Source organism: Sphingopyxis sp., assembly GCF_050916055.1.
Taxonomy (GTDB): Bacteria; Pseudomonadota; Alphaproteobacteria; order Sphingomonadales; family Sphingomonadaceae; genus Sphingopyxis.
Genome location: NZ_CP051527.1, coordinates 3457069 through 3480676, shown reverse-complemented (window position 1 = coordinate 3480676; position 23608 = coordinate 3457069). Strand labels below are relative to the sequence as shown.

The window sequence follows — 23608 nt, the reverse complement described above, 5'->3', positions numbered from 1 at the left end:
CCGGATCCTGGAGAGAGCAGCGGGCAATTCATTCCTGCCCCGCTCTTTCAAGGATTTCAGCCATGCATATGACTTTCCCCGATGCGGCGCGCGGCGCCGCGGCGACCGCTCGTTCCAGCTCGGTCGCGCCAGCTTCCCGGCGCCTGCTCGATGCCGCTCAGGCGCTTCAACCTCTGCTCGAGGCGGGCCACCCCTTTTCCACGGCCCAGCTTCGCGAGGCGATGGCACGCGCCTTCGGCGCGAGCGATGCTGCCGGTGCGTGGGACTGGAAGGCGGCTTATGACGCGTGCGAGGCAGCGCAAATCCTGCTGCTTCGTCGCTATGGCCGCGCGCTCGTGGCGCGCGGTCGCTCGCCGCAAAGCCAGCTCGCGACATGGGAACGGCTGGCCGCGCGCATCCCGACGCAAACGCGGCGCTCGGAGGAAGGCCAGTCCCTCCAACAATTTTCGACGCCTTTGCCGCTCGCCTTTGTCGCGGCGCTCGCGGCCTCGATCCATGCCGGCGACCGCGTGCTCGAACCCTCGGCCGGGACGGGCATGCTCGCGATCCACGCCGAACTTGCCGGGGCGAGCCTCGCGCTCAACGAGTTGGCCGGCGGTCGCGCCGAGCTTCTCGAGCTACTGTTTCCCGCCGTGCCGATCACGCGCCATGACGGCGCGTCGATCGACGACCGTCTCGACGCTGCTTTCGTCCCCGACGTCGTCCTCATGAACCCGCCTTTCTCCGCCACGGCGCACGTCTACCGCCCGATGCGAGGCACCGCACTTCGCCATATCGCCTCCGCGCTAGCGCGGCTCCGCGACGGCGGGCGGCTGGTGGCGATCGTCGGCGCCAATTGCGCACCCGATGCCGCGGCCTTCCGCGCCGGTTTTGTCCAATTACAGGAGCAGGCGACGATCCTGTTTTCGGCCGCGATCGCCGGGAAAGTCTATGCCAAGCATGGCACCACGACGGCGACGCGCCTGCTTGTTATCGACAAGGTGCCTGCAGCCGATCCATCCATGCTGCCAGCGAGCCATGGGGAAGCAGCCGACCTAGCGACGCTCCTTGCCTGGGTGACCAGCCATGTGCCGCCGCGACCGGCCCCGCCGCCCCCTGCGCCAGCAGCGGCAACTCCGTTCATCCGCGGCGCATCGACTGCTCTCAGTCCCCTTGCCAAGGGATCCGTGCGACCAGAGAAATCCGCGTGCGTCGCGGCGGGCGAGCTGGTCTATGAGACGGTCGCGTGGTCGACGCCCAGCGGCCAGCTCGGCGAGGCGATCTACGAACCCTATGTGCTTCAGTCCTTGCGCATTGCGGGGGCGTCACCCCATCCGACCGCGCTGGTCCAGTCGGCGGCGATGGCGTCGGTCGCGCCGCCGCGCCCGTCCTATCGTCCGCATCTTCCCGAAAATCTTGTCGGCGACGGCCTCCTGTCCGACGCGCAGCTGGAGTCCGTCATTTACGCCGGCGAGGCGCATAGTGGGCATTTGTCGGGTGCCTGGACGGTCGATGAGACCTGCGATGTCGTCAGCGCAGCGAGCGACGATAATGAGGCGGCCGTCCAGTTCCGTCGCGGCTGGTTCCTCGGTGATGGGACCGGAGCAGGCAAGGGCCGCCAGGTCGCGGGGATCATTCTCGACAACTGGTTGAAGGGCCGCCGCCGCGCGCTCTGGATCTCGAAGTCGGACAAGCTGCTTGAGGATGCGCAGCGCGACTGGGCGGCGCTCGGGCAGGAGCGATTGCTTGTCACGCCGCTCTCGCGGTTCCGCCAGGGCACCCCGATCCGGCTTGCCGAGGGCATCCTCTTCACCACCTATGCGACGCTTCGCTCGCAGGGCCGCGAAGGCAAGGCGAGCCGGATCGAGCAGATCGCCGCATGGCTCGGCCGCGATTTCGACGGTGTGATCATTTTCGATGAAGCGCATGCCATGGCAAATGCGGGGGGCGGCAAGGGCGAGCGCGGCGACCAGAAACCGTCGCAACAGGGTCGGGCGGGGCTGCGGCTCCAGCATGCGTTGCCCGCCGCGCGTGTCGTTTATGTGTCGGCCACTGGCGCGACGACGGTGCAGAACCTCGCTTATGCGCAGCGGCTTGGCCTGTGGGGCGGGAACGACTTCCCGTTCGCATCGCGCAGCGAGTTCGTCGCCGCGATCGAGGAGGGCGGCGTCGCGGCGATGGAGGTGCTCGCGCGCGACTTGAAGGCGCTCGGCCTCTATGCGTCGCGGTCGCTGTCGTTCGACGGGGTCGAATATGAACTGCTCGAACATAAGCTGACCGACGAGCAGCGCCGGATCTACGATAGCTACGCCGCGGCCTTCCAGGTCATCCACAACAATCTCGCCGCCGCGATGGAGGCGGCGGGGGTGACGAGCGCCGAGCATGGCACGCTCAATGCGCAGGCGAAATCCGCGGCGCGCTCGGCGTTCGAGAGCACCAAGCAGCGCTTCTTCAACCATCTCATCACCGCGATGCAGACCCCGAGCGCGATTGTGAGCATCGGACGCGATATCGAGGCGGGGCATGCGGCGGTGGTCCAGATCGTCTCAACCGGGGAAGCCCTTCAGGAACGCCGGCTCGCCGAGATCCCGGCGGACGAGTGGGGCGACGTGTCGGTCGACATCACCCCGCGCGAATATGTGCTCGACTATCTCGCGCACGGCTTTCCGGTCCAATTGTTCGAACCCTGCACCGACGGCGAGGGCAATCTTGCATCGCGTCCCGCCTATGACGAGAGCGGCAACATGATCGTCAGCCGCGAGGCTTGCCGGCGCCGCGACGAGATGATCGAGAAACTGGCCGCGCTGCCGCCGGTGCCGGGCGCGCTCGATCAGATCGTCCAGCATTTCGGGACAGATATGGTCGCCGAGGTCACGGGGCGCTCGCGCCGCATCGTCCCGCGGTCGGGCGAAGGCGGGGACGTGCGTTTCGCGGTCGAGAACCGCCCCGGCAGTGCGAACATCGGCGAGACCCACGCCTTCATGGACGACGAGAAGCGCATCCTCATTTTCTCGGAAGCTGGGGGAACGGGACGCTCCTATCATGCTGATCTCGGCGCGAAGAACCAGCGGCGGCGCATCCACTATCTGCTCGAGGCGGGATGGAAGGCCGATGCCGCGATCCAGGGCTTCGGGCGCACCAATCGCACGAACCAGAAGCAGCCGCCGATGTTTCGTCCGGTGTCGACCGACGTCAAGGCGCAGAAGCGCTTCATCTCGACGATCGCGCGGCGGCTTGACTCGATGGGGGCGATCACGCGCGGCCAGCGCCAGACGGGCGGGCAGAATATGTTCCGGGCGGAGGATAACCTCGAATCCTTCTATGCCCGCGATGCGCTGCGCCAACTCTATCTGTTGATCGTGAATGCCAAGGTCGAAGGCTGCTCGCTGCTGACCTTCGAAAGCGCGACAGGATTGTCGTTGCTCGATATCGACGGTTGCCTGCGCGAGGAACTGCCGCCGATCACCACCTTCCTCAATCGCATGCTCGCACTCACGATCGACCTCCAGAACATCCTGTTCGAGGCCTTCGAGGGTCTGCTCGTGCACCGCATCGAGGCGGCGGTCGCTGCGGGAACCTATGAGATCGGCCTCGAAACCCTGCGCGCCGAGAGCTTCGCGGTGAACGCGCGGCAGACGATCTACACCCATCCCGGCACCGGGGCGGCGACGCAGCTTCTGACGATCGAGCGCAAGGAGCAGGTGCTGCCGCTCGATCTTGACGATGCACTGGCGCTCGTCCGCGAACGCGGCGGCGAACTGCTTGTGAACCAGCGCTCGCAGCGCGCTGCGGTGAAGCTCGGCGCGCGCAGCGTGATCGATGACGATGGCGCAGTCCACCGCCGCGTGCGGCTCCATCGGCCCCTCGAGGCCAGCCACATGCTGCTCGCCGATTTCGTCATGAGCCATTGGCAGCCTGCCGACCGTGATCAGTTCGCCGATGTCTGGAAGGCCGAACTGGCGGACATTCCCGATTACGAGATGTCGACCCTGCACATGGTGTCGGGCTTGCTGCTGCCCATCTGGCGGCTGCTGCCAAAGGAATCGTCGCGCGTCTACCGGCTCCAGACCGACGCGGGCGAGCGCGTCATCGGGCGCAAGGTCTCGGCAGGCTGGGTTGCGTCGGTGGTCCAGGGCGGGCCGTGCGAGCTGCCGAAGGATGAAGCCTGGCAGCTCCTCCAGAAGGGCGAGGTCGTCGTTCACCTGGCCGAAGGGCAGATGCTGCGCCGTGTTCGCGCGATGAACGACTGGCGGATCGAGCTTTCCGGCTTCAACGATCTTGGTGTTGACCGGCTGAAGGCATTTGGCTTGATTTCCGAAATCGTCTCGTGGCAACTGAAGCTCTACGTGCCGGCAGGGGCTGCTGGCGCCGACGTGTTCGCGCGGCTGGTGGATCGGTTTCCGATTCAGCGGATCGCGGATCGCAAGGCCGCCTGAAGGAGCCCCGCCATGGAAAGTCCGGTCCGTGAACTTGCGCGTCGTCTCGGTGAAAATGCCGAGGCGGTGTGCCGCCAATACCTTTCGAACGGTCGCCGCGAAGGCCTTTATTGGATGGTCGGCGATAAGGGCAATGCGCCGGGGCGCAGTCTTTATCTGCGTCTGGTCGACGGCGATGGTCGCCGCACGGCGGGCAAATGGACTGACGCCGCGACGGGCGATCATGGTGACCTGCTCGACATCATCGCCGCCAGCTGCGCGCATACGAACCTCGCTGAAACGCTCACCGAGGCGCGGCGATTTCTGAGCTTGCCTCCACCCGACGCGGGCACGCAGGGGCCGCGTCCGCGTCCGCGCCGGGCGCCCGCTGGCAGCCCGGAGGCGGCAGCGCGGCTTTGGGCGGCGTCGAAGCCCATCGCTGGGACACCGGTGCGCACCTATCTGGCCGGCCGTGCGCTTCGGCGCGGCGGCGATTTGCCGGCGCTGCGATGCCACCCGCATTGCTATTATCGCCGGTCGGAGGAGGATGCCCCGTCGGTCAAGTCGGCCTATCCGGCGATGATCGCCGCGGTGACCGACCTCGGTGGCTCGCTCATGGGCGTACAACGCACATGGCTCGATCCGCACCGATCGACCAAGGCGCCCGTGGCTTATCCGCGGCGCGCGATGGGACATTTGTTGGAGCATGGCGTGCGTTTCGGGCTGGCGGATGAGGTCATGGCATTCGGTGAGGGCATCGAAACCATGCTCTCGCTGCGCGAAATCGCCCCGGCACTTCCTCTCGTCGCAGGGCTGTCGGCGGCCCATCTCGCGGCGCTCGAATTTCCTGCGCCGCTTCGCCGCCTCTATGTTGCCCGCGAACGCGATGAAGCCGGACGCGCCGCATTCGCTACGCTTGCCGAGCGAGCCGCCCCGCTAGGGATCGACATCCTGCCGCTCGATCCGGCGCTGGACGATCTGAACAGCGATCTTATGCAGATGGGCCATTCGCAGCTCGCCGCTTCGATCGCCCCGCAGATGCACGTCGTCGATGCCGAGCGGATGCTCGATGCAGCCTGATCGCGCCTGGCGCCAACGGCGCAACGCTTCCCGCATCGCGGCCCCGAATTGGGACGTCGCAATCGCGCGCGCCATCCTCATGATGCCCGAAAACCTATAGCCGTTTCGGACAGCGGTGTGTCGTCTCGCCGCGGGGGATCGGATCAAGCCGGTCCGGGAAGGGGAAGCCCGATCAGCCTGTTCTCGGGAGGCCGCGCCTCGGCCTTCGCTGGAGGGCGACTGCGGCAGCGTGCGCGGGCCGCGCAATGGCTCTGCTCGCGGCTATTTTCCGCCGGGGCTAGCGCCCCTTTGCATCGCGAAACAAAATAGCCGCGAACCCGCCATCCTTCGCTGGCGCTTCGGCCGCGCGGGGTGCCGCGCGGTGCGAACCCGCACCCGCCGCCGCCGGGGCGTCGCCGCGAAGGCCGCGAGAGGCGCGGCCCCCAGACAAGAGAACGACAATGACCGACCTGTCCGACTTTCCCGACCGCAGCGAACCGCAGCAGCCCGGCGCCAGCGCCTACCTCCTCCAGGAAATGCAGCTTTACGGCCATCGGCCCTATGAGGACGAACCCGACGCACGGCCGCTTCCAGTCGACCGGCTTGCCGGGGGCGCCGTCGCCGACATCTTCGACGCATTGGCGGGCTGCCTGGTCGATACCCGTATCGAGCCCGATCTTGAAGATCTGCTGTGGGGCATCGTCAATATCTTCCACCGCGCTGGCGAGCGCGTCGAGCGCGAGCTCGACCGCAACGAACAGGCGCAGCGCGAGCTCCAGCGCGAACAGGATGGCAGCGAAATCCGCTCGGTCGAACTTGAGCGCGCAATCGCCGAGGGCATCACGATGATCGAGCGGCGCGACACGATGGAATTTTTTCGCGAATGCGCTGCCGAGCAGTTCCGCATCCATGCCCGCAAGGCCTGGACCCCCCGCACCGGGTCGCGCGTCCGTCACAAGACGATGACCGCCGCGATGATCGACAGCCGCGACTTCATGGACAAGCGTCTCCGCGAAAAGGCCAAGGCCCTGATCCCCGAGGGAACCCGCATTGCCTTCAGCGGCGGTCCTGCGTGCAACGATCACAAGCATATCTGGTCGGCGCTCGACAAGGTGCATGCCCGTCATGCCGACATGGTGCTGATGCATGGTGCGACGCCCACCGGCGCCGAGCGCGCTGCCGCCTGCTGGGCCGATGCGCGCGGCGTGCCGCAGGTGGCGTTCCGGCCCGACTGGAACCGGCACAAGAAAGCGGCTCCGTTCAAGCGCAACGAGCGGCTGATCGACGCGATGCCCGCCGGTCTGGTCGTCTTCTCGGGCACCGGTATCCAGGACAATCTCGTCGACAAGGCGCGGGCGTTCGGCATTCCGGTCTGGGATTTTCGCATCAAGGCGGCTGAGGTGCCGATTTGGATCTGACGGTGCTTGCCATTCGGCGAGCAGGATTACAGGATGAAAATCAATGAAAACCGATCTTGATCATCTCCCGGCCAACAAGCAGCGCGAACTCGAACGTGTGAAAGCGATCATCTTCGAAGAATTCGAGGATGCGATCGCGCTGGGCACCATGGGCTGGAAAAAGAAGGGTCGGATCGACAAGATCATCCTCTACGGCAGCTATGCGCGCGGCGGCTGGGTCGATGAGCCGCACACCGCCAAGGGCTATCGTTCGGACTTCGATCTGCTGATCATCGTCAACGACAAGCGGCTGACCGACAAGATCGACTTTTGGTCGAAACTCGACGACCGACTGACCCGTGAGCTTGCGATCGACAAGACGCTGCACACGCCGGTCAACTTCATCGTCCACACGCTGCAGGAAGTGAACGATGGGCTGGCGCATGGCCGCTATTTCTTCATGGATGTCGCGGGCGACGGGGTCGCACTCTACGAATATGACGACAAGGAATTGCACAAGCCGAAGCCGAAGACGCCCGAGCAGGCGTTGGCGATGGCGCGGGAATATTTCGACGAGTGGTATCCTAATTCAATGAAGCGCTTTGAGAGCGCTCAATTTCTGATTGGAAAAGGATACACGAAGCAAGCCGCGTTCGATTTACATCAAACGGCTGAAAGCCTTTATCATTGTGCCCTGCTCGTCTGCACTTTCTATACGCCTCACGTCCACAATCTCGGTTTCCTGAGGACGCAAGCCGAGCGCATCGATATGCGTTTGGTCGATGCGTGGCCGCGCGACATAAAAGCCGATAGATCGCGTTTTGAGAAACTGAAGGAGGCCTATGTAAAGGCCCGTTACTCGAAACATTATCGGATCAGCGAGGAGGACCTACTGTGGCTCGCTGGACGCGTCGAGCAACTGGGCCTGGCGGTGCAGGAGATCTGCTCCGAACGGATTTCGATGTTGGAAGCTAATTGTCGTCCTCTATAGCGGTCAGCCAATCGCGAAGTTGTACTTCCAGGGCATCGGGGTCGCGCGTTTCACACTCCCAGACGGTCAGCACGTCCCAGCCTGACTGCCGAAGTTCGGCCTCCTTTCGACGATCGCGGTCGATATTGCGAGCGAACTTCTCTTGCCAGAATTGCACCCTGGTTTTGGGTGTCGTCGACTTTCGACATCCCTCGTGTCTATGCCAGAAGCACCCATGGACAAAGATGACCTTCCGGGCAGCAGGCAATACGATATCGGGGGTGCCGGGCAGGTCGCGACGATGGAGCCTGAATCGGCGGCCGAGCTCATGCAACTTGCGTCGCACGACCATCTCCGGTTTTGTATCCCGAGGTCCGATCTTTGCCATGAGGGCCGAGCGTTCCGGCGTTATCGGTTCCTCAGCTGGCGGCAGCGTATTCCGGCCGTCTATCGGGTCTGATATAGAGGTGCTCCTCGATATAGCGGTCGAATGCCGCGACTACTTCCCGCAAATAGGCCGCCACACGAATAGCGAGCGCTCGAAGTTCGGCAGCGCTATCGTCCTGCCCGCATTCCACGAAAGACAACCGGCCATGCGCGAGAGCGTTCCGCAGTTCCATGATCAGCGTTAGTGAGCCAAGATCGTTCCGAATTTTCCGCTTCACTTCTCGTTCGACGCTTCGGCTGACGCGAAGCTCAAAACCGATACGGCGCGCCATCTTTTTGATGGCCTTGTCGTCCCAGTTACCACCACCGCCCTTCTCGATTTCAAATTCGGCGACAGGGAGCGCGGCCACCAGATAGTCGCACAACCCGATAGCGTCTTCCAAGCGTTTGTCGGGCCCCGACGGAAGGTGGGTCCGAGCCATGTAGCGGACCCACTCCTTTCGCAGTTCGGACGTGAGATCGCCGGGCCCCCATTCTGCTTGCCGCATTGCGGCTTTGCTCACTGCATCAAGGCAATTGCTTACAGTCGCCTCGACCAGATTATATAGTTGAAGATAGACGCTGGAATTGAGAATTCGTTGTTGTAGCGCAGTGATCGTAGGACCTTCATCGCCCAAGCGCGGAACACCCGAGCGAACGAGCTTCTCGATACCGTCGATCAGCTCCAGATACGCGACGATCTCACCGAACCGTTCGTCGAAACGATCCGAGAGTCCGGTCATTCGACGTCCGCGACGAGCGCGGCTCGGACGAATTCGATGCGACCCTGGAGTTTCGCGCGCGTGTTCGCCGCATCGGATGTCGTCACCTCTCCGAAAAGTGCGCTGGTGAGCCACCCGGCAGTATCCGGCACTTGGTCAAACAAGGCAGGACTTTCTTCCAGTGCCTTGTGACTGCCGACCGAGATCGCCTCGTAGCGAGCCCGTGGGGTGCTGTTCGGATTCGAGGGTTTCCTGAACCCCTGAGGAAAGGCTCGTTGCACGAAATCGAGCATGCGTTCGAAGCGAGCGCGATACGTATCGACGAGGTCAGGTTCTTCCTCCATACGCTCGTTCATTCGCTTGGTGTAGTCGAACATGAATTGCGCTGGACGCTCGCGATAACCTTCGAGGCCATCACCATAAGCGAAAAAGCGGGTCACCAGTTCTTCGCGGATTCGCTCTCGCTCAGCCTTGCCGGACACCGGGGCGAGCTCGGCGAAAAGCGGTAGACGAGAGAGATCCAAGACTAAATCCAGAAATGGACCGCGCAGCGCCCCGCGGCGCACTTCCGCGGTGTTGGCTACCTTGCTGCCGGTGTTGATCCGTTCAAACATATCAAAACGGGCTTGATCGTCCGCATGTTCGTTGAGGACGATGCCGCGGATCGATCTATTCTTGATTTTACGTTGGCGCGAAGAGGAGAGATCGCCGAAGCGAGTCCCTTCGAGGGAGGGCAATTCGTCCAACTGATCCAGTGTCATATCACCGAGAACATACTCATGCAGCGTTCGAAGGCGCTGCGATCCATCGACGATTTCCAGCTTGCCGTTCTCCATCTCCCAAAAGAACAGAAAGGGGATCGGCAGGCCCATTATCAACGACTCGATAAATCGAGATTTCCGCTTTGATTCCCAAGTGAATTCTCGTTGGTAGGCCGGAATGACGAACTCGTCGCGGGCCATCTTTTCGGCAAGAAGTTCGACCGAGTACTCAGTCATGTAAAAGTCGATGCGTCGGGATCTATCGACGATCTCAGCTTCCGCCGCTGCAAGCTGCTCAGCGGAGATTAGATGCAAACGAGGTTGTCGTGCCATGCGAAATCCTAGCAATCCCGCTCAGCGCAGGTCGAGTTGTCCTTCCAGGACGGAACCGCCACTCCGCACCGCTTCGATATGCGCGAGGATTGATCGACCAATCGCTTCACCCAACTTGGGCGGAACGGCATTGCCGATCAGCGTGCCAAGACGATCGAAAGTGACGTCATCGTCTTCGGCAAGAAAGCTGTATTCCTTCGGAAACGACTGAATGATCGCCGCCTCTCGTAAACTGATCGCGCGATCTTGTTCGGGATGCCCGAAGCGTCCGTTTCCAAAGCCGTAGCACTGCGTCGTCATCGTCGGCGCAGGCTTGTCCCATTCCATACGACCATATACGGACGGATAGGTCTTACCGGTCGTCTTTCGGTGGCATGGCGCGCGCAGGTCTTCAGGCCAGTCCCGCCAAGTCCCTCCAGGCGTAGAGGCTTGGATGCGTTCGAGATTCTTAGCGCCAAGGCCGGCGCTCGCATGCAGACGGTCGTCTCCCGAGGCTTCGCCGGCACCGATCTTGGGCAGTGCCCCTATCGCGTCCTTGACGGTCAGTTTGAGTTTGCTCTCAGATGCCTGCAATTCGATCGGACCGAGAAGCGACGCCAGGAGAACGAGGCGCCGACGGCTTTGCGGAACCTGGTACTCTTCGCAGGCGACCTCGCACCACGACACCTGATACTTCGCAATTTCGAGTGCCGAGATGAATTCTTTCCAGACCTCCTGATTAGCTAGGCCTGGCACGTTCTCCATCGTAACGATCTCGGGCTTCAGCTCAATCGCCAAGCGCTGGAAATGCTTGAGCAGCTCCCAGCGACCGTCCACCGACTTTCGGCTCTGCGAATAAGTCGAGAACGGCTGGCACGGCGCGCATCCTGCGAGCACTCGAACATCCGCATCCCCGAACCAAGCCTTGAGGTCGGCCGGGGTCAGATCTTCCACATCGCGGCATTCGAACTTCGCGCCGGTATTCTCTTCAAGAGGGTGTTTGCAGTTTGGATCGAGATCGACGCCGGTCTTGACCGTTAGTCCCGCGGATTTGAGTCCGTACGTCAAGCCTCCGGCACCGCAAAATAGGTCGATCACCGCGGTGCTGAAGCCACCCGCCTCTACCTGAAGAATTCCGTTAGCGTCCATCACGGCAGCGATAGACCAGCGGGAGGTGATTTGCCTAGATACAAACGTATCCCGTCCACCATAGTGGTTCGACCGATTAATGTCGAATCGGTTACATCAAAGCTACATCCTCCAGCGGGAGCATATTAGCTCCTTATGTTCGAGCGCAGATGCCGACCCTCCAATATGCAGTGCGACCGGCTTCATACTTTCATGGCGATTGCCATGTTATGTTGGCAATCGCCATGAAACGAATCTCGATTCGTTAGCAGGGAACGGCAGTTTTTCGCCATTTCAAGCGATTGGCACAGTCATTGCTTTTGACGAGGCACCACTGGAGAATGACATGTCGGACCACGCTTCCACTGCCAAGATCATCGCTGAGCCCCCGGCACTCGCTCCTATGCGTCGCTTCTTGGAGCGCATCTTGCCGGGCAAGACAGAGGCGATGACGGATCTGCGTGAACGCCTTCTCGCATTCGCGCTCAATCCCGCCACCAACACCCTGCTCATTCGCGGACCGACCGGCGCGGGCAAGTCGACCGCCGCGCGAGCGGTCGCTGCTCTCGTGCGCGTTGCCATGCTGACCGAAGTGGACGCCGAGCGCATCCTGACCGATCTGAAAGTAGAAGGGGGAAATCTCATCTCCGTCCGCTCGCTGATCGATTGGTACGTAGAACTTCCGCTGACCGGTCTCGTTGAATCGATCGCCGACGTCCAGCTGTTCGGCAGTGTGAAGACTGCATACACCGGCGCGGGCGACACGGCCGGCATCTTTGAAAAGGCCGCACGGGGTCGCGAAGGTCGCACCCCCGTCGCGGCACAACTTACCGGAGGTGTCGTTTTTCTTGACGAGGTAGGGGACGTGCCGCCGGCGCTGCAGGCCAAGTTGCTGGCGATATTGTCCGGCGGGCGCGTATACCGTGTCGGCGCGGAGGGTGATGCGGATCGCGCTGTCGAGTTCGACGGTACCGTTATCTCTGCTACTTGGAAGTCCCTTGATCCGTCCAGCTTTCGACCCGATCTGCTAGCGCGTATCGCAGGCACCGAGGTGACTCTTCCTGGTCTTGGCGAGCGGACGGACGATCTTACCGAGATCATCCTGTCCGTGGCCGAGGGCGTCGTGAGCCTCGTTCGGACGCGCGTCGAGAATGCCGGACGGATCGAGCCGGATCGTGTCGACAAGGCCTACTGGCTCGATTGGAGCCAGCAACTGAGCGGTCTTGAAGATCGCGAGATCGCCACGCTCGCTGGCGTCGACTGGACTCGTCATGGACATATGCGCGGTCTCACGGCCGCGATCCGCCAGATTCTCGTTTTCCACGACGACGTGGGCGAAGTCGTCGACCGGCTGCCGGTGATCGGCGAGGCCAGTACCTTGCGTGTCGGCGATGGCGGCGATCTGTTCGATCGGCTGGTTCGTCGAACCCCCGACGGCAACGGGATCGCTTCACATCTGCGCGCTCTCGCGCTGGAGGATCAGTGGAGCCTGCGTGGACTTTTGGAAGATCCGAGCCGACGCCGTCGCCTGGCGAAGTCGCTCGGAATCCCCGAAGCGCGTGTTCGGACGCAGGCGATGGAACTCGGCCGCAGCCGCCGCCGCGCCTTGGGAGCCACCGAATGATCGACATTTCGACCGGCCGTGACGTGGAACGTCTCATTGATCGTGCGATCGCCCAGCCGGACCGCTTGTCCGACATCGCGTTCTGCGCGCCGTTCATCGACGAGCGAATGATGAATCGGATCGCACGGCTCGCTATCGTTACCCGCGAAGCGTCCTGCGGATTCCGTATCGTCACGTCGAGCGCTGCGGCCGCGGCTCTTGTCGCGCGCCTTCCCGGTCCTCCCGCCTTTTGGCGGAAGACGGTAGTCGCGAACGATCGCGTCCATGCCAAGGCCTATGTCGTCACCCCGCGCGGCCGCGGTCATGCGCGAGCGATCGTGACCAGCGCGAACCTCACTTGGGGAGGTATTGCAGGGAACTTCGAACTCGGGGTGTCGGCCACGTCGGCGACACCACAAGGGCGCCACGTCGTTCGCGCGGTGCGGGAATTCATCGGGCGCGTCGCCGCCTAAGTTAAGGAGTAATGATAATGAAGACCATGGACAGCTGGTTCTTCCTTCGGCCGGGCTTCGCGTCGTTCAAGATCACGCCCGAAACCCAGCCCGGACTTCTGTTCGGGAGCCGGGAGCAGAAGAAGCGCGACTATTTGATCGGTGAGATCGAAGGCGCATGCTACGGCCGCGCGGGTTACAAGGCCGTCGTCTTCGGCGACTACGGCCGCGGCAAGACGCACCTCAGCCTGAATCTCAAGTTCAAATCGGCTCATGATGGCCTAGGCGTCGTGCCGATCTATCTGAAGTGCTCTGCCTATACCGCGAAGGAGCCGTTCTCGACCTTGTTCGGGCAGTTCCTACGCGAGCTCAATCTGGTCGACGTGCGCCGGGTCGCGACCGAGTATTTTAAGATGGTTGCCGACGGGAAGGCGCGCCCTATCCGGGAGATCGTGCATCTCGAGGATGTCGCGGTGGCGATCGAGGACGGTCTTCAGCTACCGAACGACAATGTCGTACGCGACACTATGCGGTGGCTCGGCGGCGAGAAGGTAACCATGACCCTCGTTGCTGCTCAACTAAAGGATCGGCTGACCGACAGCCGAGAGTTCGGCGCCGTTATGCGCGGTCTCACCCACATGTATCGCGAAGTCGACGGCAAGGTCCTGCTGTACTTCCTAGATGAAGCCGAACGCCTCGAGAATATCACACATATCGACACCTATGCGGCTTGGACGGCGGCGTTCCGTGAGCTCACCGAGATCGAAGGCCTCGGCCTGATCATGTTCATCGGCGCGCTGACCCGGAACGCGTTGCCCACGATCCTGTTGTCCGACGAGATCATGCGCCGCGTCGGCGTCGCCAACTACGTAGAATTCCAGAATCCCGGTCGTGACGATATTCGCGATTTCCTCGTGGAGCTTCTGGGCACGCTGGTCCAGAAGGGGCCGGTCCCCGACGTGCATCAGCCGGCAATGTCGTCAGAAGCGCTCAGCGAGGAAGTTCCCGAGGGTCTGATCGAAGCGACCGGGGGCAACGAAGATCGTCTGCGCTTCTATCCCTTCGAACCGGACGCGTTCGAAGACTTTGTCGAGCAGATTGCCGCCGGCGATATGTCGAGCAAGCCTAGCGAGGCGCTCATCCGTCTGACCAAGGCGGCGACCACCGCTATGCGCAAAGACAAGAAAACGATCGACAGCAAGATCGTCGACGACATCGGTCAGGAGGGCTTCTGATGAAGCGCTTCGATATCGAGCCTCGCCTTTCGGGTAAAGTCCACCTCGGCAGCGACAAACGCGAATCCCTGATCCTCGCCGGGCGTCTCGCCGAGCGGGGAAACGTCGAAGACCTGTACTTCGACGCGTCTGACAACTTCGTGGTCCTGGAGGTCGGGAAGCGGGGATCAGGAAAGTCGTACGGAATGGGCTCGCTGCTCGAATGCTTCGCGACGCAGCCCGGTTCGAAGATCGGCGTGCACGCTGACCCGCGTGCCGTCGTCCTGCTTGATCCGCTCGATATCCACTGGACCGCGATCTATCCGCTGACGCCGGATGGACCCGAAGCCATGCGCAAACAGCACGCCGTCTTCCAGAAGTGGGGCAACGGCCTTGAGCTCGAGCCGATCGACGCGCGCGTGTTCATGCCGGCTGGCCACCGTTGGGAGACCGACCCTCCCGAATTCATCGACTTCCAGTTGCCTGTCTCGTCACTCGACGCCGGCGACTGGTCGCTCCTTCTTCGCACCGACCTGATGACGGAGACCCGTGGACGACTGATCGATGAGGCCTACCGCAAGGTCACTGAGCTTGGATGGATCGACGACAGTGGCACGGACCGTGATCCGATCGACGGTTACGGCATCGAGGATCTGATCGAGTGCATCGACCGCGACCCCGACATCGTCGCTTTCTACGCCTCGGAAACGCGTCGTAGCGTCGTGCAGCCCCTTCGCTCCTTTGCGCGAATGCCGCTATTCAGCTCGCCGTCTGGCACGGCCCTCACCGAATTCGCGCGTGTCGGGACGCTGTCCATCCTCTGCCTCGGCAGGCTTACTGACGACCTTCGCACGGTGCTGACCACGGTAATCGTGCGGAAGCTCAAGGCCGATCGCATGCATGCAAGCCAGTTGCGCCGACGTCTTGCGCTCAAGACAGACGACGCGGCCATGACCGCGCAACTCACGACTGAACTCGAGAAGCATGTTCCTAGGACGATCCTGGCAATCGATGAAGCTCAAATCCTGATGCCGGCGCAGGGTGGCAGCACAGCGCGCCAAGCTCTGGATTCGTTCGTTCTCGAAGGCCGCAATTTCGGGCTGTCCCTCTGGCTGGCCACACAGCGTCCGAAGGGCGCGGTATCCGAGAAGGCGGCGAGCCAGATCGATACGTTCATCGTCCACCGACTGAGCGTCGCCGACGATATTACCGCCGTGTGCGGGCTACTTCAGAACGCGCGCCCTGCCAAGGTAAGGCTGTCCAATCGGGAACTCGATCTTCCCGAATTGATCCGCAGTCTGGACGTTGGACAGGCGATCTTCTCCAGCGCAGTAAGCGACGTCCACCGCTTCGTGGTCGCCGATGTCCGGCCACGCAACGTGGCCCACGGGGGAGAGGCGTTTTGAGCACCGCGCTGCCTTGGACCAAGTTTCAAGACTTCTACCTGCGCCTTGGGTTCCTCAAGGCGCTGGTTGCTGCGCTCGGCACCGAGCGTCGAAGCGTGCCGACCGAAACGATTCTGCGTCGGTTGCGGCGACCCTTGTTCGAAGACGCAGCCGGCCATGGCGCTCTCGCCGGGAGGGTCGGCGAGCGAATGACCTGGTACGAGAAAGATTGGTGGCGGGAGACGGTCGAAGCGAAGAAGACGCCGACAGTCGCGGAAGGCCTGATCGTCGATGCAGACCTTCCGTCATTGCTGTTCGCGATCACCGCTCCGACGACCTATAAGATCGTCGATTGGGGCCGCAACGTTGGGTTGCTTGGACGTGGCAACCAGATCACGGAGCGCGGCCTGACCCTACATGCGCTGTTCGCGGACAAGGGCATCGGAGCGTTCCTTGACGGCGACCCGGACGCTTGGAATCCCTTTCCGCTCACGATGGTGGAGCGGATCTTCTTTCTCTACCACGTCATTGAGATCGACACCGTCACTCTCGCCTTGATCGACGCGATCGGTGCGCGCTCAGAAGGCGCAGACATCGAGACGGTCGATGCGGGAAAGATGCTTGCGGGCGCCTTGTCGTCAGTTTTATCGAAAGCGCAACACGACATCCGACCGCCGGAAATCCCAGCGTACAGGACTGCGCTCGAACTGGCGGCTACCATCTGCGAAGAATTGGGCATAGCGCCGCCCACAGGCGTGATGGATAATCGCCGGCGGGCGCCGCGCCCCATGAATCCGGCGGCCAAACGAAAGGCGCTCATGGCGGCGGCGTCTGGGAGTGCACTGAGGCGCGCCCACAAGAACGCCGACCACCAGACGATCCCTCGCTTCGAACAGCTGGTCGATCTAGGCTTTCTGACCAAGGGCCGGCAGACCGGAGATCTGCAGGCACGTCGAAAATGGCGTTGGCATCCTACGCCGATCGCCCTTCGCTGGGCCTCGGCGCGTAACCGCCTCATCCATGGTACCGCGCCCTTTCTCTGGGAGGGTTTCGCGGCAGTATCGTGTCACGCTTATCTCGACATCGAGACGCCCGAGCGGCGGACCGATACCAGGACGATCGCCACCTATCTGGCGCGTGGGTATCGTACGGTCAGGAGATCGGTCGGTCACACGCCGTTCGATAGCGTCGCACTGATGGCCATGGCGCTCGGTGTGGAAGACGGACTGGCGATCGAGATGGTGGATTTCCACCGGTTGATGCTGGCGATCAAGACGCAGGGCTTGCTCCAAGGCGAGGTCTTCTTTGCGTCTGGAAATACGCTCGATAAGATGTTCGTGTCGCTTCGCGAGGATTTCGCGGAACGTGTCGTCGCCGTTCTACCGGAACGGCTCGAATGGGAAGCGGCGAACGATGCCGCCAAGGGTGGTGCAGCATGAAGAAGAACCGCTTGGACGATGTCTCGCGCTCCGTGTCGGGCCGCTTGCGGCCGGTGACGGCCTTCGAGACGCTCCTCGGCCAGAAAGCCTCGCCGGCGCGGCTGTTGGAGGCGGCGCGCGGTGCCTTGTCGGCGATCGATCGCGATGCGGTGGCCGCCTTAGAGCAGTTGATCACCGACCTGGATGAAAGTGTCGTGCGCAAGCTATCGGAGTTGGAAGCCGACATCGGCGATCTGGCGCGCGCGAACGGCTGGCGACTGGAAGGCATCTGGCCCACGTTTCAGGTCGAACGAGGCATAGAGCTTCGGGTCGAGGCCATGAAACGTATCGTCCGCGTTGCGGGACAAGCGATTGACGGCACCGACGTCGATGCGATCGGAGATGCCATACGTCAGGCGGTTCGCGACCTCGTGCCTAAGGGATTCTCCGCGCACGATATGCTGGAGCAACTGCGCCGCTCCCACGTCGCGTTGCGGCCCGAAGGGGGTCAGATCCCCATCCTTGAGCTCTACGGCCGCTTTGTTATCGACATCCAAACGCAGCGTTTTTGGAAGGATGCGCGTGCGGATCGCTTCATCGGTCTCTCGCTCGATCAATTTCGAGCACGACTGTCGAGAATGCTGGAGGACGGAGCGACCGTCGCGCGCGATGGGAGCGAGTTCCGCATGTTGCCGCCGCTCGATCCAAAGGACGCCTTGTTCGTCTACCAACCTGGCGAAAGCCGCTTCGGCTACGTCGGACGCATCGAATTCGTTGCGCGCGCCCGATGAGCGGCACTGAAGAAATGCCGCCCGCACTCGCGCGCGCGATCGTCCGAAGCCTCACCCGCGGCACGACGATCGCAACCGGCGTGAGGCATGTCCATGTCGGCCACGCGAACTGGCTGGCGGCCCAACGGGAACTTCTGGAAGAAGTCGGGGAGGATGGCCACTCGGACACAAAATTCGTTCGAGGTGCCTACGGTGCGGGCAAGAGTCATTTTCTCGGTGTGGTTCAGGACGAGGCGCGAGACTTGGGATGGGCGACAGCACATCTCGAATGCCGAGCCGATCATGTCGAGATTGATCGGTTCGAGACGCTTTACCCTGCGCTTGTTGCCAAGCTCGCGATGCCGGGCGCGGCATCGGAAGACGGCGACGTGGACCCTGCTCGATATTTACTTGAACGGTGGTCGAGTGTCTTGCGTCGTGCGGCCGGCATCCGCGAGGATGGCATTACGCGTCCGTTCGATGCGGATGCGAGAATCTTTCGCCGGCTCGGTGAAACCCTTCATCGTTCGAATCTGTCTGCGGACTTCGTAAACGCGCTGACGGCATTTGCCCGTGCGCAGACGGAAGGCGATACCGAGACGATGGTCGCGGTCTCGCGCTGGTTGAAAGCCGATGGCGATCGCATGTCGGTCCCTCGCCGATACATGGGCAAACCGACGTCCCTCGGTGGCGGCATGACCGGCACCATCCCGCTTTCACCGATCGGGAGGGGTAATGCGACGGAGGCGATGCGTGGCATCCTGTGGCTTATTCGCGCTTCCGGGTTTACCGGGCTCGTTCTTTGCATCGACGAGATCGAAGAGTTGGCGAAACTCCGGACGCGCAAGCGCCAAGAGCAATCTCTCCAAGCGCTTCGCGAGTATGTCGACCATGCCGGAGGTCAAGGTGGCTTCAAGCACCTCTGTATGTATCTCGCAGCGACGCCTGAGATGTTCGAAGGACCTGATTACTTCCCGCGCTACGATGCTTTGGCCACGCGTATCCAGCCAGTGTCCGATCGCTTGAACTGGCGTGGGACGGTCGTCGATCTGGATCGCACTCCCTTGGACTCCGGCGAGATGGTGGCGATGGCTCGGCGGATCGCCGCGATCCATCGCATCGCATATCCCGGAACGGGTGCGGGCACCCTCACCGACGAGTATCTCGACGAACTCATGACCGAGGTGGTCGCTTCGCGCGTGCGGATCGCGAAACCGCGCCTGCTCGCCCGTATCGTCGTCGACGAACTCGAGCGGGCCAGGCAGGACGCCGGAACCTTTGAGGCGAGCGAAGCGTCGACCCTCGTCTCCGACGCAGCGGCCAGTATTCTCCGCGAGATCGACGAATGATCCCGCCTGCCCGCGCAGCTATGCGCGTCCTGCGGGGGGGCTCGGTGCCGGACCTTGGCATCCAGCAGCTCACTGTTGGCGCGAACGAATTGATCGATACGATCCGCGCTTCGCTATCGATCCTCGAAAAGAAGAAGAGTCCGGTCCCGCTCTTTCTCAATGGCGAGTGGGGTTCGGGTAAGACGCACTCGATCCGCCTCGTTCGCGCGCTCTCACTGGAGAGCGGGTTCGCGACTATGGAAGCCGTGCTGAACGCAAGGACTTGCCCGCCGAACTACCCCCAGCGAATGATGCCCTTCATGGCGCGCAATATCGCGTTCGGCGACGAGCGAGGCATTCGATCCGTCTTCGGATCGCTGATGCGCGACGATAAGAAGGTCGGCCACGCCCTGGCGACGATTGGGGATCGATCTCAGGCCGACATCGCGCAGGCGGCGAGCACCTTGCGGGCGCTTGCGAGCCGGGGCGAGACCGCCTTGATCGGGACCAGCGCCGCGTGGCGGGTGCTCACTGGAACCGACATCGCGCATTCGGACTACGGCTACCGCCGGACCAAGGCGTTGCTTCGACTTCATTGGACCACGGCATTCGTTCGAGCGGCCGGCGCCAAGGGAACCGTGCTGCTGTTCGACGAGCTCGAGACCATCGATCAGCTATGGAACCGTCGCTCGCGCGCGACCGCATACGAGGCGCTGGGCGGCTTTCTCGACGCCCCTGGCACTTGGTGCGTGTTCGGCATTACCGAACGCTTCCTTCGCGTCGTCCGTGAAGACGCAAGCTCCGATCTCTACTGGCAAGCCTCCACCGACGGGCGTCGCTTTCTGAAGATGTGGCGCGAGGGTGAGGAGGAATTGTTCTCCCCGCCAAAAGTCGCAGATGAGGACGCGTTGGAACTCGCAGTCGTGGTCGAAGGGATGTACCGTGATGCATATCCGGAAACCGGTGATTGCAGCGCTGAAGTCCGTGGAGCGGTCTCAGACTGGTCGCGCAATTCGGCACGCAACCCACGTCGTCTGGTAAGGGCCATCGTCGATGCTTGCGACCGCGCGCGACCGGCCCCCGGCGGAAAAGGTCGGTAGGATCGACGCTGCCCAGTCGCCCGGTGCGCTATCAAGGGCAACAGTGGGTGCGAGCGGAAAGGTGCTCGACAAGCTCGCCTCTGCGTTCGAAGAGAATGAGCGATTGGTCAATACACGCGCCTGAATTTTAGCGCGGTTTGCTACAGACAACTCGTACCCGTTGAACGAGCCATCTTCCCGAGGATCGATTTGACGTCGGCGAGATATTCCTAGTCTCCAGACCTCGCACGCAGTGAGGATGCCCAAGGCGCTATAATCGCTGGTTTCGCGTCGGCCTGAGCTGGTGTCAAATAAAAGCCTTTCTTCGTCAGCAGGTCACGAACAAGCCTCTAGATGCGGCGCCTGAAGCCTTTTCCACAAAGCATGCGCGGGGCGGGATCGGCAATGCTACGATCGCATAGGCGGCTTTTCCGAATCTCGATCCCTCTCTACAGCTGCCCAATGGTCAGACGCTCAACCATTGCGGAACGTGTCGAGGCCCTCATCCGGCGAATGGATGGGGCGCCACTTTGCGACGAATGCATTACAGACCGGCTCGACCTTTCCTCGGTTTCACAGGCAAGCGTCGCCACCGGAGCAGCTGCCGGCGTCGGTGGTTTTGAGCGGCTCAAAGAGCCATGCGGCCTTTGCGGCGAGCCGCGGCACGTCATTCGTTTCAAAGGCTGAACTTCGCAATTCGCCGCGGAAAGATCGAGCGCGGCTGAATGGGCGTGCTCTGGCGCCGGCAGGCGGCGCCAGGGGCCGCGCGTTATCTTGGGCCGCGCAGCGCACTTGGCTCGCTGTCCTTGCCGAACGGCGGCTGGCCCACAGGCCCGCGCGCACGCCGCCCGGCTGCGGCCTCGCCAAGAGCGCGTTTCTCTTTGCGCGCTTCGCGCGGTTCTTTGACGCCTTGCGATAGTTACGGGGTTTGAATCGATCGGCGGTCGGCACTACGGATCCCGCAATGATATTCAGTCTGTTCCTGCTCGCCTCGGTCGTTCCAGCCGGCGAATCCTTCACCTGCACCCCCGTTGCAGTCTGGGATGGCGATGGGCCGATCTGGTGCGCGGAAGGTCCGCATGTTCGCCTTTCCGGGGTCGCCGCACGCGAAATGAATGGCAGCTGCAGTCCAGGGCATCCCTGTCCGGACGTCGATCCGGTCGCGGCGCGCGATCATCTCGTCGGCCTGCTCGGGACGCCGCAAGGGCGGAACCGGACTGGCCATATTCTCGTGCGCGGACCGGTCATGCGCTGCCTATCGCGCGGCGGGGCCGGCGGCACCCGCACCGCCGCCTTCTGCACATCGCCCCGGTCGGGCGATATCTCCTGCGCCATGATCCAAAGCGGCCTCACTGCGCGCTGGGACAAATATTGGGGTGCGCATCGCTGCGATTGATCGGACCGGATCGGGCGGGTGGGTCAGGTGGACCGGCCTTTGAGTGCGGCACGGATCGTTGAATGGACGCGGCGGCAGATCTGTCTCAGTTGCTCAAGGCCACCCCCTTTTCTGTCGCCTTTCTGCGGGCCCGGCTCGCCTCTGGCCGTCAACCCCATGCGGGGTTCGCCCTCGCGTTCCGCTCGGTGACGGCAGCTCGCGGTCCCTTCTTCTGGCGCCATCGGGGATGTCCCCCGAGCAACCGAAGGAGAAAGTCCATGCCCACCATCGCCAACCTCAACGTCAAGGCCGACGGCAGCTTCGAAGGCACGCTCGCCACCCTCAACGTCACCGCGCAGATCGCGATTGTCCCGAACGGCCGCAAGGCCAAGGACAATGAACCAGACTATCGCATCCTCAGCCGCAAGAACGGCTTCGAACTTGGCGCAGCCTGGGTCAAGACCGCCAAATCGACCGGCGCCGAATATATCGCAGTGACGATGTCGGCCCCCGAATTCGGGACCATCTACGGCAATGTCGCCAACGCCCCCGGCGACGACTCGATGAAGAAGGTCATCATCTGGAACCCGCCGGCCTGACGGGTTTCCCGGCTCCGCCTTCGGGCGGAGCCGATTGATTTCATCACGTGAAGGCGGTCCTCTGGGCCGCCTTTTCGTTGTGCTGGCGAGTGTGGGTTTCCGGGGCCCGGCACTCGGTTATTCTCCTTTTCGGCGACTGGGCTGTCGCAGACGACGAGGGCCGCACATGTTGCGAACGGCAGAATGTCGACAGGTCTGCGAATTGTAAGGTCAGCGAGGGGGCCGGGACGCGGCGGCGAACCGGGGGCGGGTGGGGCGTGGGGGCTCTGCCGCATGGGACCGGGCCATACCCGCTCTCGATTGCCGCTATTCCCTTGGCCGAGGCCAGGCCTCCTTCAATCAACCCGTGAAGGGTCCCCACGCTTCGCTCGGGCCGCGGCTTCGCGCGCGGTGATTGCGGCCTGTCCCCGTCCGGCGGGGCGCCTGTCGAGCGGGAATGGCCCGCTCCCTAGGACAGGAGTTGATCCCATGCCGCTTTCCACCGCCCAATCGCTCGGATGGAGCCTCGCCCGGACCATGATGACCGTCATCATCCTCATCGAGACCAGCGCCGGATATTCGGTCATGCCGCTCGATGAGTTTGACGGCGACCCCGAAACGATCGTCAGCGAATATGACCCGTTCAATCGCTAAGCGTCTGGAATTGGTTCCAGATTGGAGCCGGTTCGGGTTCTTCCCCGAGCCGGCTTTTGCTATGATCTGCCTGCAGGTTGCGCTGTGGTGGTGGTGGTGGGCGCGTCCGACAGGAGGACGTTCATGACCCTGATGCTGATCCTTGGAGCGGTTGCCGCATTTTATGGTCTGCTGCTGCTCTTTCGCTGCGCGACTTACGCACTACCAGTCTTTGCCGGGCTTGGTCTGGCCTTCGCGCTTCGGGACCAAGGTTTCGGCTGGATGGTCATTTTGGAGGTGGGATTGCTGGCGGGTGTCTCCGTCCATGCCCTCTGCCGGCACCTGGCGCGCGGCTCGGCTCCGCTCGCCGTCAGGCTTGGCGTCATCCTGATGTTCGTGGGCGCCGCCGCTGCTGCTGGCTTCCAGGCTGGGGGCGCGCTCGCGATGCTTGCCGACGTCGATCTTTGGACGCAGCGCGGCATGTCCATCCTGACCGCCGTCGTCACCGGCTATGCCGGTTGGCGTGATCTCCTGTCGCCGGGGGGTGGGATCGAGCGACAAGCGCTGCACAGCTAGGCGTTCGCCCGCCTCTCATCCTTCTTTG

General features: G+C 62.7%; 20 protein-coding genes. 16 read left to right on the top strand and 4 right to left on the bottom strand.

All coding sequences use genetic code 11. The annotated features are described in order from the left end of the window. Positions 1 to 62 precede the first annotated feature (62 nt). The 4 genes from HEQ22_RS17090 (at position 63) to HEQ22_RS17075 (ending at position 7841) form a co-directional block, all read left to right on the top strand. Entirely contained in the window at positions 63 to 4415 is a 4353-nt protein-coding gene (locus HEQ22_RS17090; protein WP_432769026.1) for a strawberry notch-like NTP hydrolase domain-containing protein, read from the top strand. A gap of 12 nt (positions 4416 to 4427) precedes the next feature. Further along, positions 4428 to 5474, top strand: a complete 1047-nt coding sequence (locus HEQ22_RS17085; RefSeq protein ID WP_432769025.1) for a DUF7146 domain-containing protein — start codon at positions 4428 to 4430, stop codon at positions 5472 to 5474. A gap of 440 nt (positions 5475 to 5914) precedes the next feature. Continuing rightward, positions 5915 to 6871: a DUF2493 domain-containing protein gene (locus HEQ22_RS17080; protein ID WP_432769024.1), complete on the top strand. Its 957-nt coding sequence runs from the start codon at positions 5915 to 5917 to the stop codon at positions 6869 to 6871. A 43-nt stretch (positions 6872 to 6914) separates the two neighbouring features. After that, positions 6915 to 7841, top strand: a complete 927-nt coding sequence (locus tag HEQ22_RS17075) for a HEPN domain-containing protein (RefSeq protein ID WP_432769023.1) — start codon at positions 6915 to 6917, stop codon at positions 7839 to 7841. Here HEQ22_RS17075 and HEQ22_RS17070 read toward each other — a convergent pair. The 4 genes from HEQ22_RS17070 to HEQ22_RS17055 are packed head-to-tail and all read right to left on the bottom strand — an operon-like array spanning position 7822 to position 11190. After that, positions 7822 to 8208, bottom strand: coding sequence for a very short patch repair endonuclease (locus HEQ22_RS17070; RefSeq protein WP_432769022.1), 387 nt, complete (start codon positions 8206 to 8208; stop codon positions 7822 to 7824). The two genes, HEQ22_RS17075 and HEQ22_RS17070, sit on opposite strands and share 20 nt — an antisense overlap. A 31-nt stretch (positions 8209 to 8239) precedes the next feature. Beyond that, positions 8240 to 8989 carry an MAE_28990/MAE_18760 family HEPN-like nuclease gene (locus HEQ22_RS17065; protein ID WP_432769021.1) on the bottom strand — a complete coding sequence of 250 codons (750 nt, stop codon included), beginning with the start codon at positions 8987 to 8989 and terminating at the stop codon, positions 8240 to 8242. Then, a complete protein-coding gene (locus HEQ22_RS17060) occupies positions 8986 to 10062 on the bottom strand; it encodes a DUF262 domain-containing protein (RefSeq protein ID WP_432769020.1) in 1077 nt (358 codons plus the stop codon). Before HEQ22_RS17060 ends, HEQ22_RS17065 begins: the two co-directional genes overlap by 4 nt. Before the next feature lie 21 nt (positions 10063 to 10083). Continuing rightward, positions 10084 to 11190 (bottom strand): DNA cytosine methyltransferase, encoded by a 1107-nt coding sequence (locus tag HEQ22_RS17055; protein ID WP_432769019.1) that lies wholly within the window; start codon positions 11188 to 11190, stop codon positions 10084 to 10086. 325 nt (positions 11191 to 11515) lie between these two features. Between HEQ22_RS17055 and HEQ22_RS17050 the strand changes: the two genes are divergently transcribed. From HEQ22_RS17050 to HEQ22_RS16995, 12 genes are all read left to right on the top strand, one after another. After that, on the top strand, positions 11516 to 12793 hold the full coding sequence (locus HEQ22_RS17050) for a sigma 54-interacting transcriptional regulator (protein WP_432769018.1): 1278 nt from the start codon (positions 11516 to 11518) through the stop codon (positions 12791 to 12793). Next, positions 12790 to 13245, top strand: a complete 456-nt coding sequence (locus HEQ22_RS17045) for a hypothetical protein (protein WP_432769017.1) — start codon at positions 12790 to 12792, stop codon at positions 13243 to 13245. Before HEQ22_RS17050 ends, HEQ22_RS17045 begins: the two co-directional genes overlap by 4 nt. Before the next feature lie 17 nt (positions 13246 to 13262). Further along, positions 13263 to 14459, top strand: a complete 1197-nt coding sequence (locus HEQ22_RS17040) for a hypothetical protein (protein ID WP_432769016.1) — start codon at positions 13263 to 13265, stop codon at positions 14457 to 14459. Beyond that, positions 14459 to 15844: an ATP-binding protein gene (locus tag HEQ22_RS17035; RefSeq protein ID WP_432769015.1), complete on the top strand. Its 1386-nt coding sequence runs from the start codon at positions 14459 to 14461 to the stop codon at positions 15842 to 15844. Before HEQ22_RS17040 ends, HEQ22_RS17035 begins: the two co-directional genes overlap by 1 nt. Then, the gene (locus HEQ22_RS17030) at positions 15841 to 17262 is read left to right on the top strand and encodes a hypothetical protein (protein WP_432769014.1); all 1422 of its coding nucleotides are present in this window, start codon (positions 15841 to 15843) and stop codon (positions 17260 to 17262) included. The genes HEQ22_RS17035 and HEQ22_RS17030 overlap by 4 nt, the downstream gene beginning before the upstream one ends. Then, complete coding sequence (locus HEQ22_RS17025) at positions 17259 to 18032, top strand: hypothetical protein (protein WP_432769013.1); 774 nt, start codon at positions 17259 to 17261, stop codon at positions 18030 to 18032. Before HEQ22_RS17030 ends, HEQ22_RS17025 begins: the two co-directional genes overlap by 4 nt. Beyond that, complete coding sequence (locus HEQ22_RS17020; RefSeq protein ID WP_432769012.1) at positions 18029 to 19360, top strand: BREX system ATP-binding domain-containing protein; 1332 nt, start codon at positions 18029 to 18031, stop codon at positions 19358 to 19360. The genes HEQ22_RS17025 and HEQ22_RS17020 overlap by 4 nt, the downstream gene beginning before the upstream one ends. After that, positions 19357 to 20439, top strand: a complete 1083-nt coding sequence (locus HEQ22_RS17015; RefSeq protein WP_432769011.1) for a BREX system ATP-binding domain-containing protein — start codon at positions 19357 to 19359, stop codon at positions 20437 to 20439. Before HEQ22_RS17020 ends, HEQ22_RS17015 begins: the two co-directional genes overlap by 4 nt. 943 nt (positions 20440 to 21382) lie before the next feature. Continuing rightward, entirely contained in the window at positions 21383 to 21814 is a 432-nt protein-coding gene (locus HEQ22_RS17010; RefSeq protein WP_432769010.1) for a hypothetical protein, read from the top strand. Positions 21815 to 22071: 257 nt separating this feature from the next. Continuing rightward, the gene (locus HEQ22_RS17005) at positions 22072 to 22392 is read left to right on the top strand and encodes a DUF736 domain-containing protein (RefSeq protein ID WP_432769009.1); all 321 of its coding nucleotides are present in this window, start codon (positions 22072 to 22074) and stop codon (positions 22390 to 22392) included. Between the two features lie 468 nt (positions 22393 to 22860). Next, positions 22861 to 23025 (top strand): hypothetical protein, encoded by a 165-nt coding sequence (locus tag HEQ22_RS17000; RefSeq protein WP_167919412.1) that lies wholly within the window; start codon positions 22861 to 22863, stop codon positions 23023 to 23025. 123 nt (positions 23026 to 23148) lie between these two features. Then, complete coding sequence (locus tag HEQ22_RS16995; protein WP_432769008.1) at positions 23149 to 23580, top strand: hypothetical protein; 432 nt, start codon at positions 23149 to 23151, stop codon at positions 23578 to 23580. The last annotated feature ends 28 nt before the right edge of the window (positions 23581 to 23608 follow it).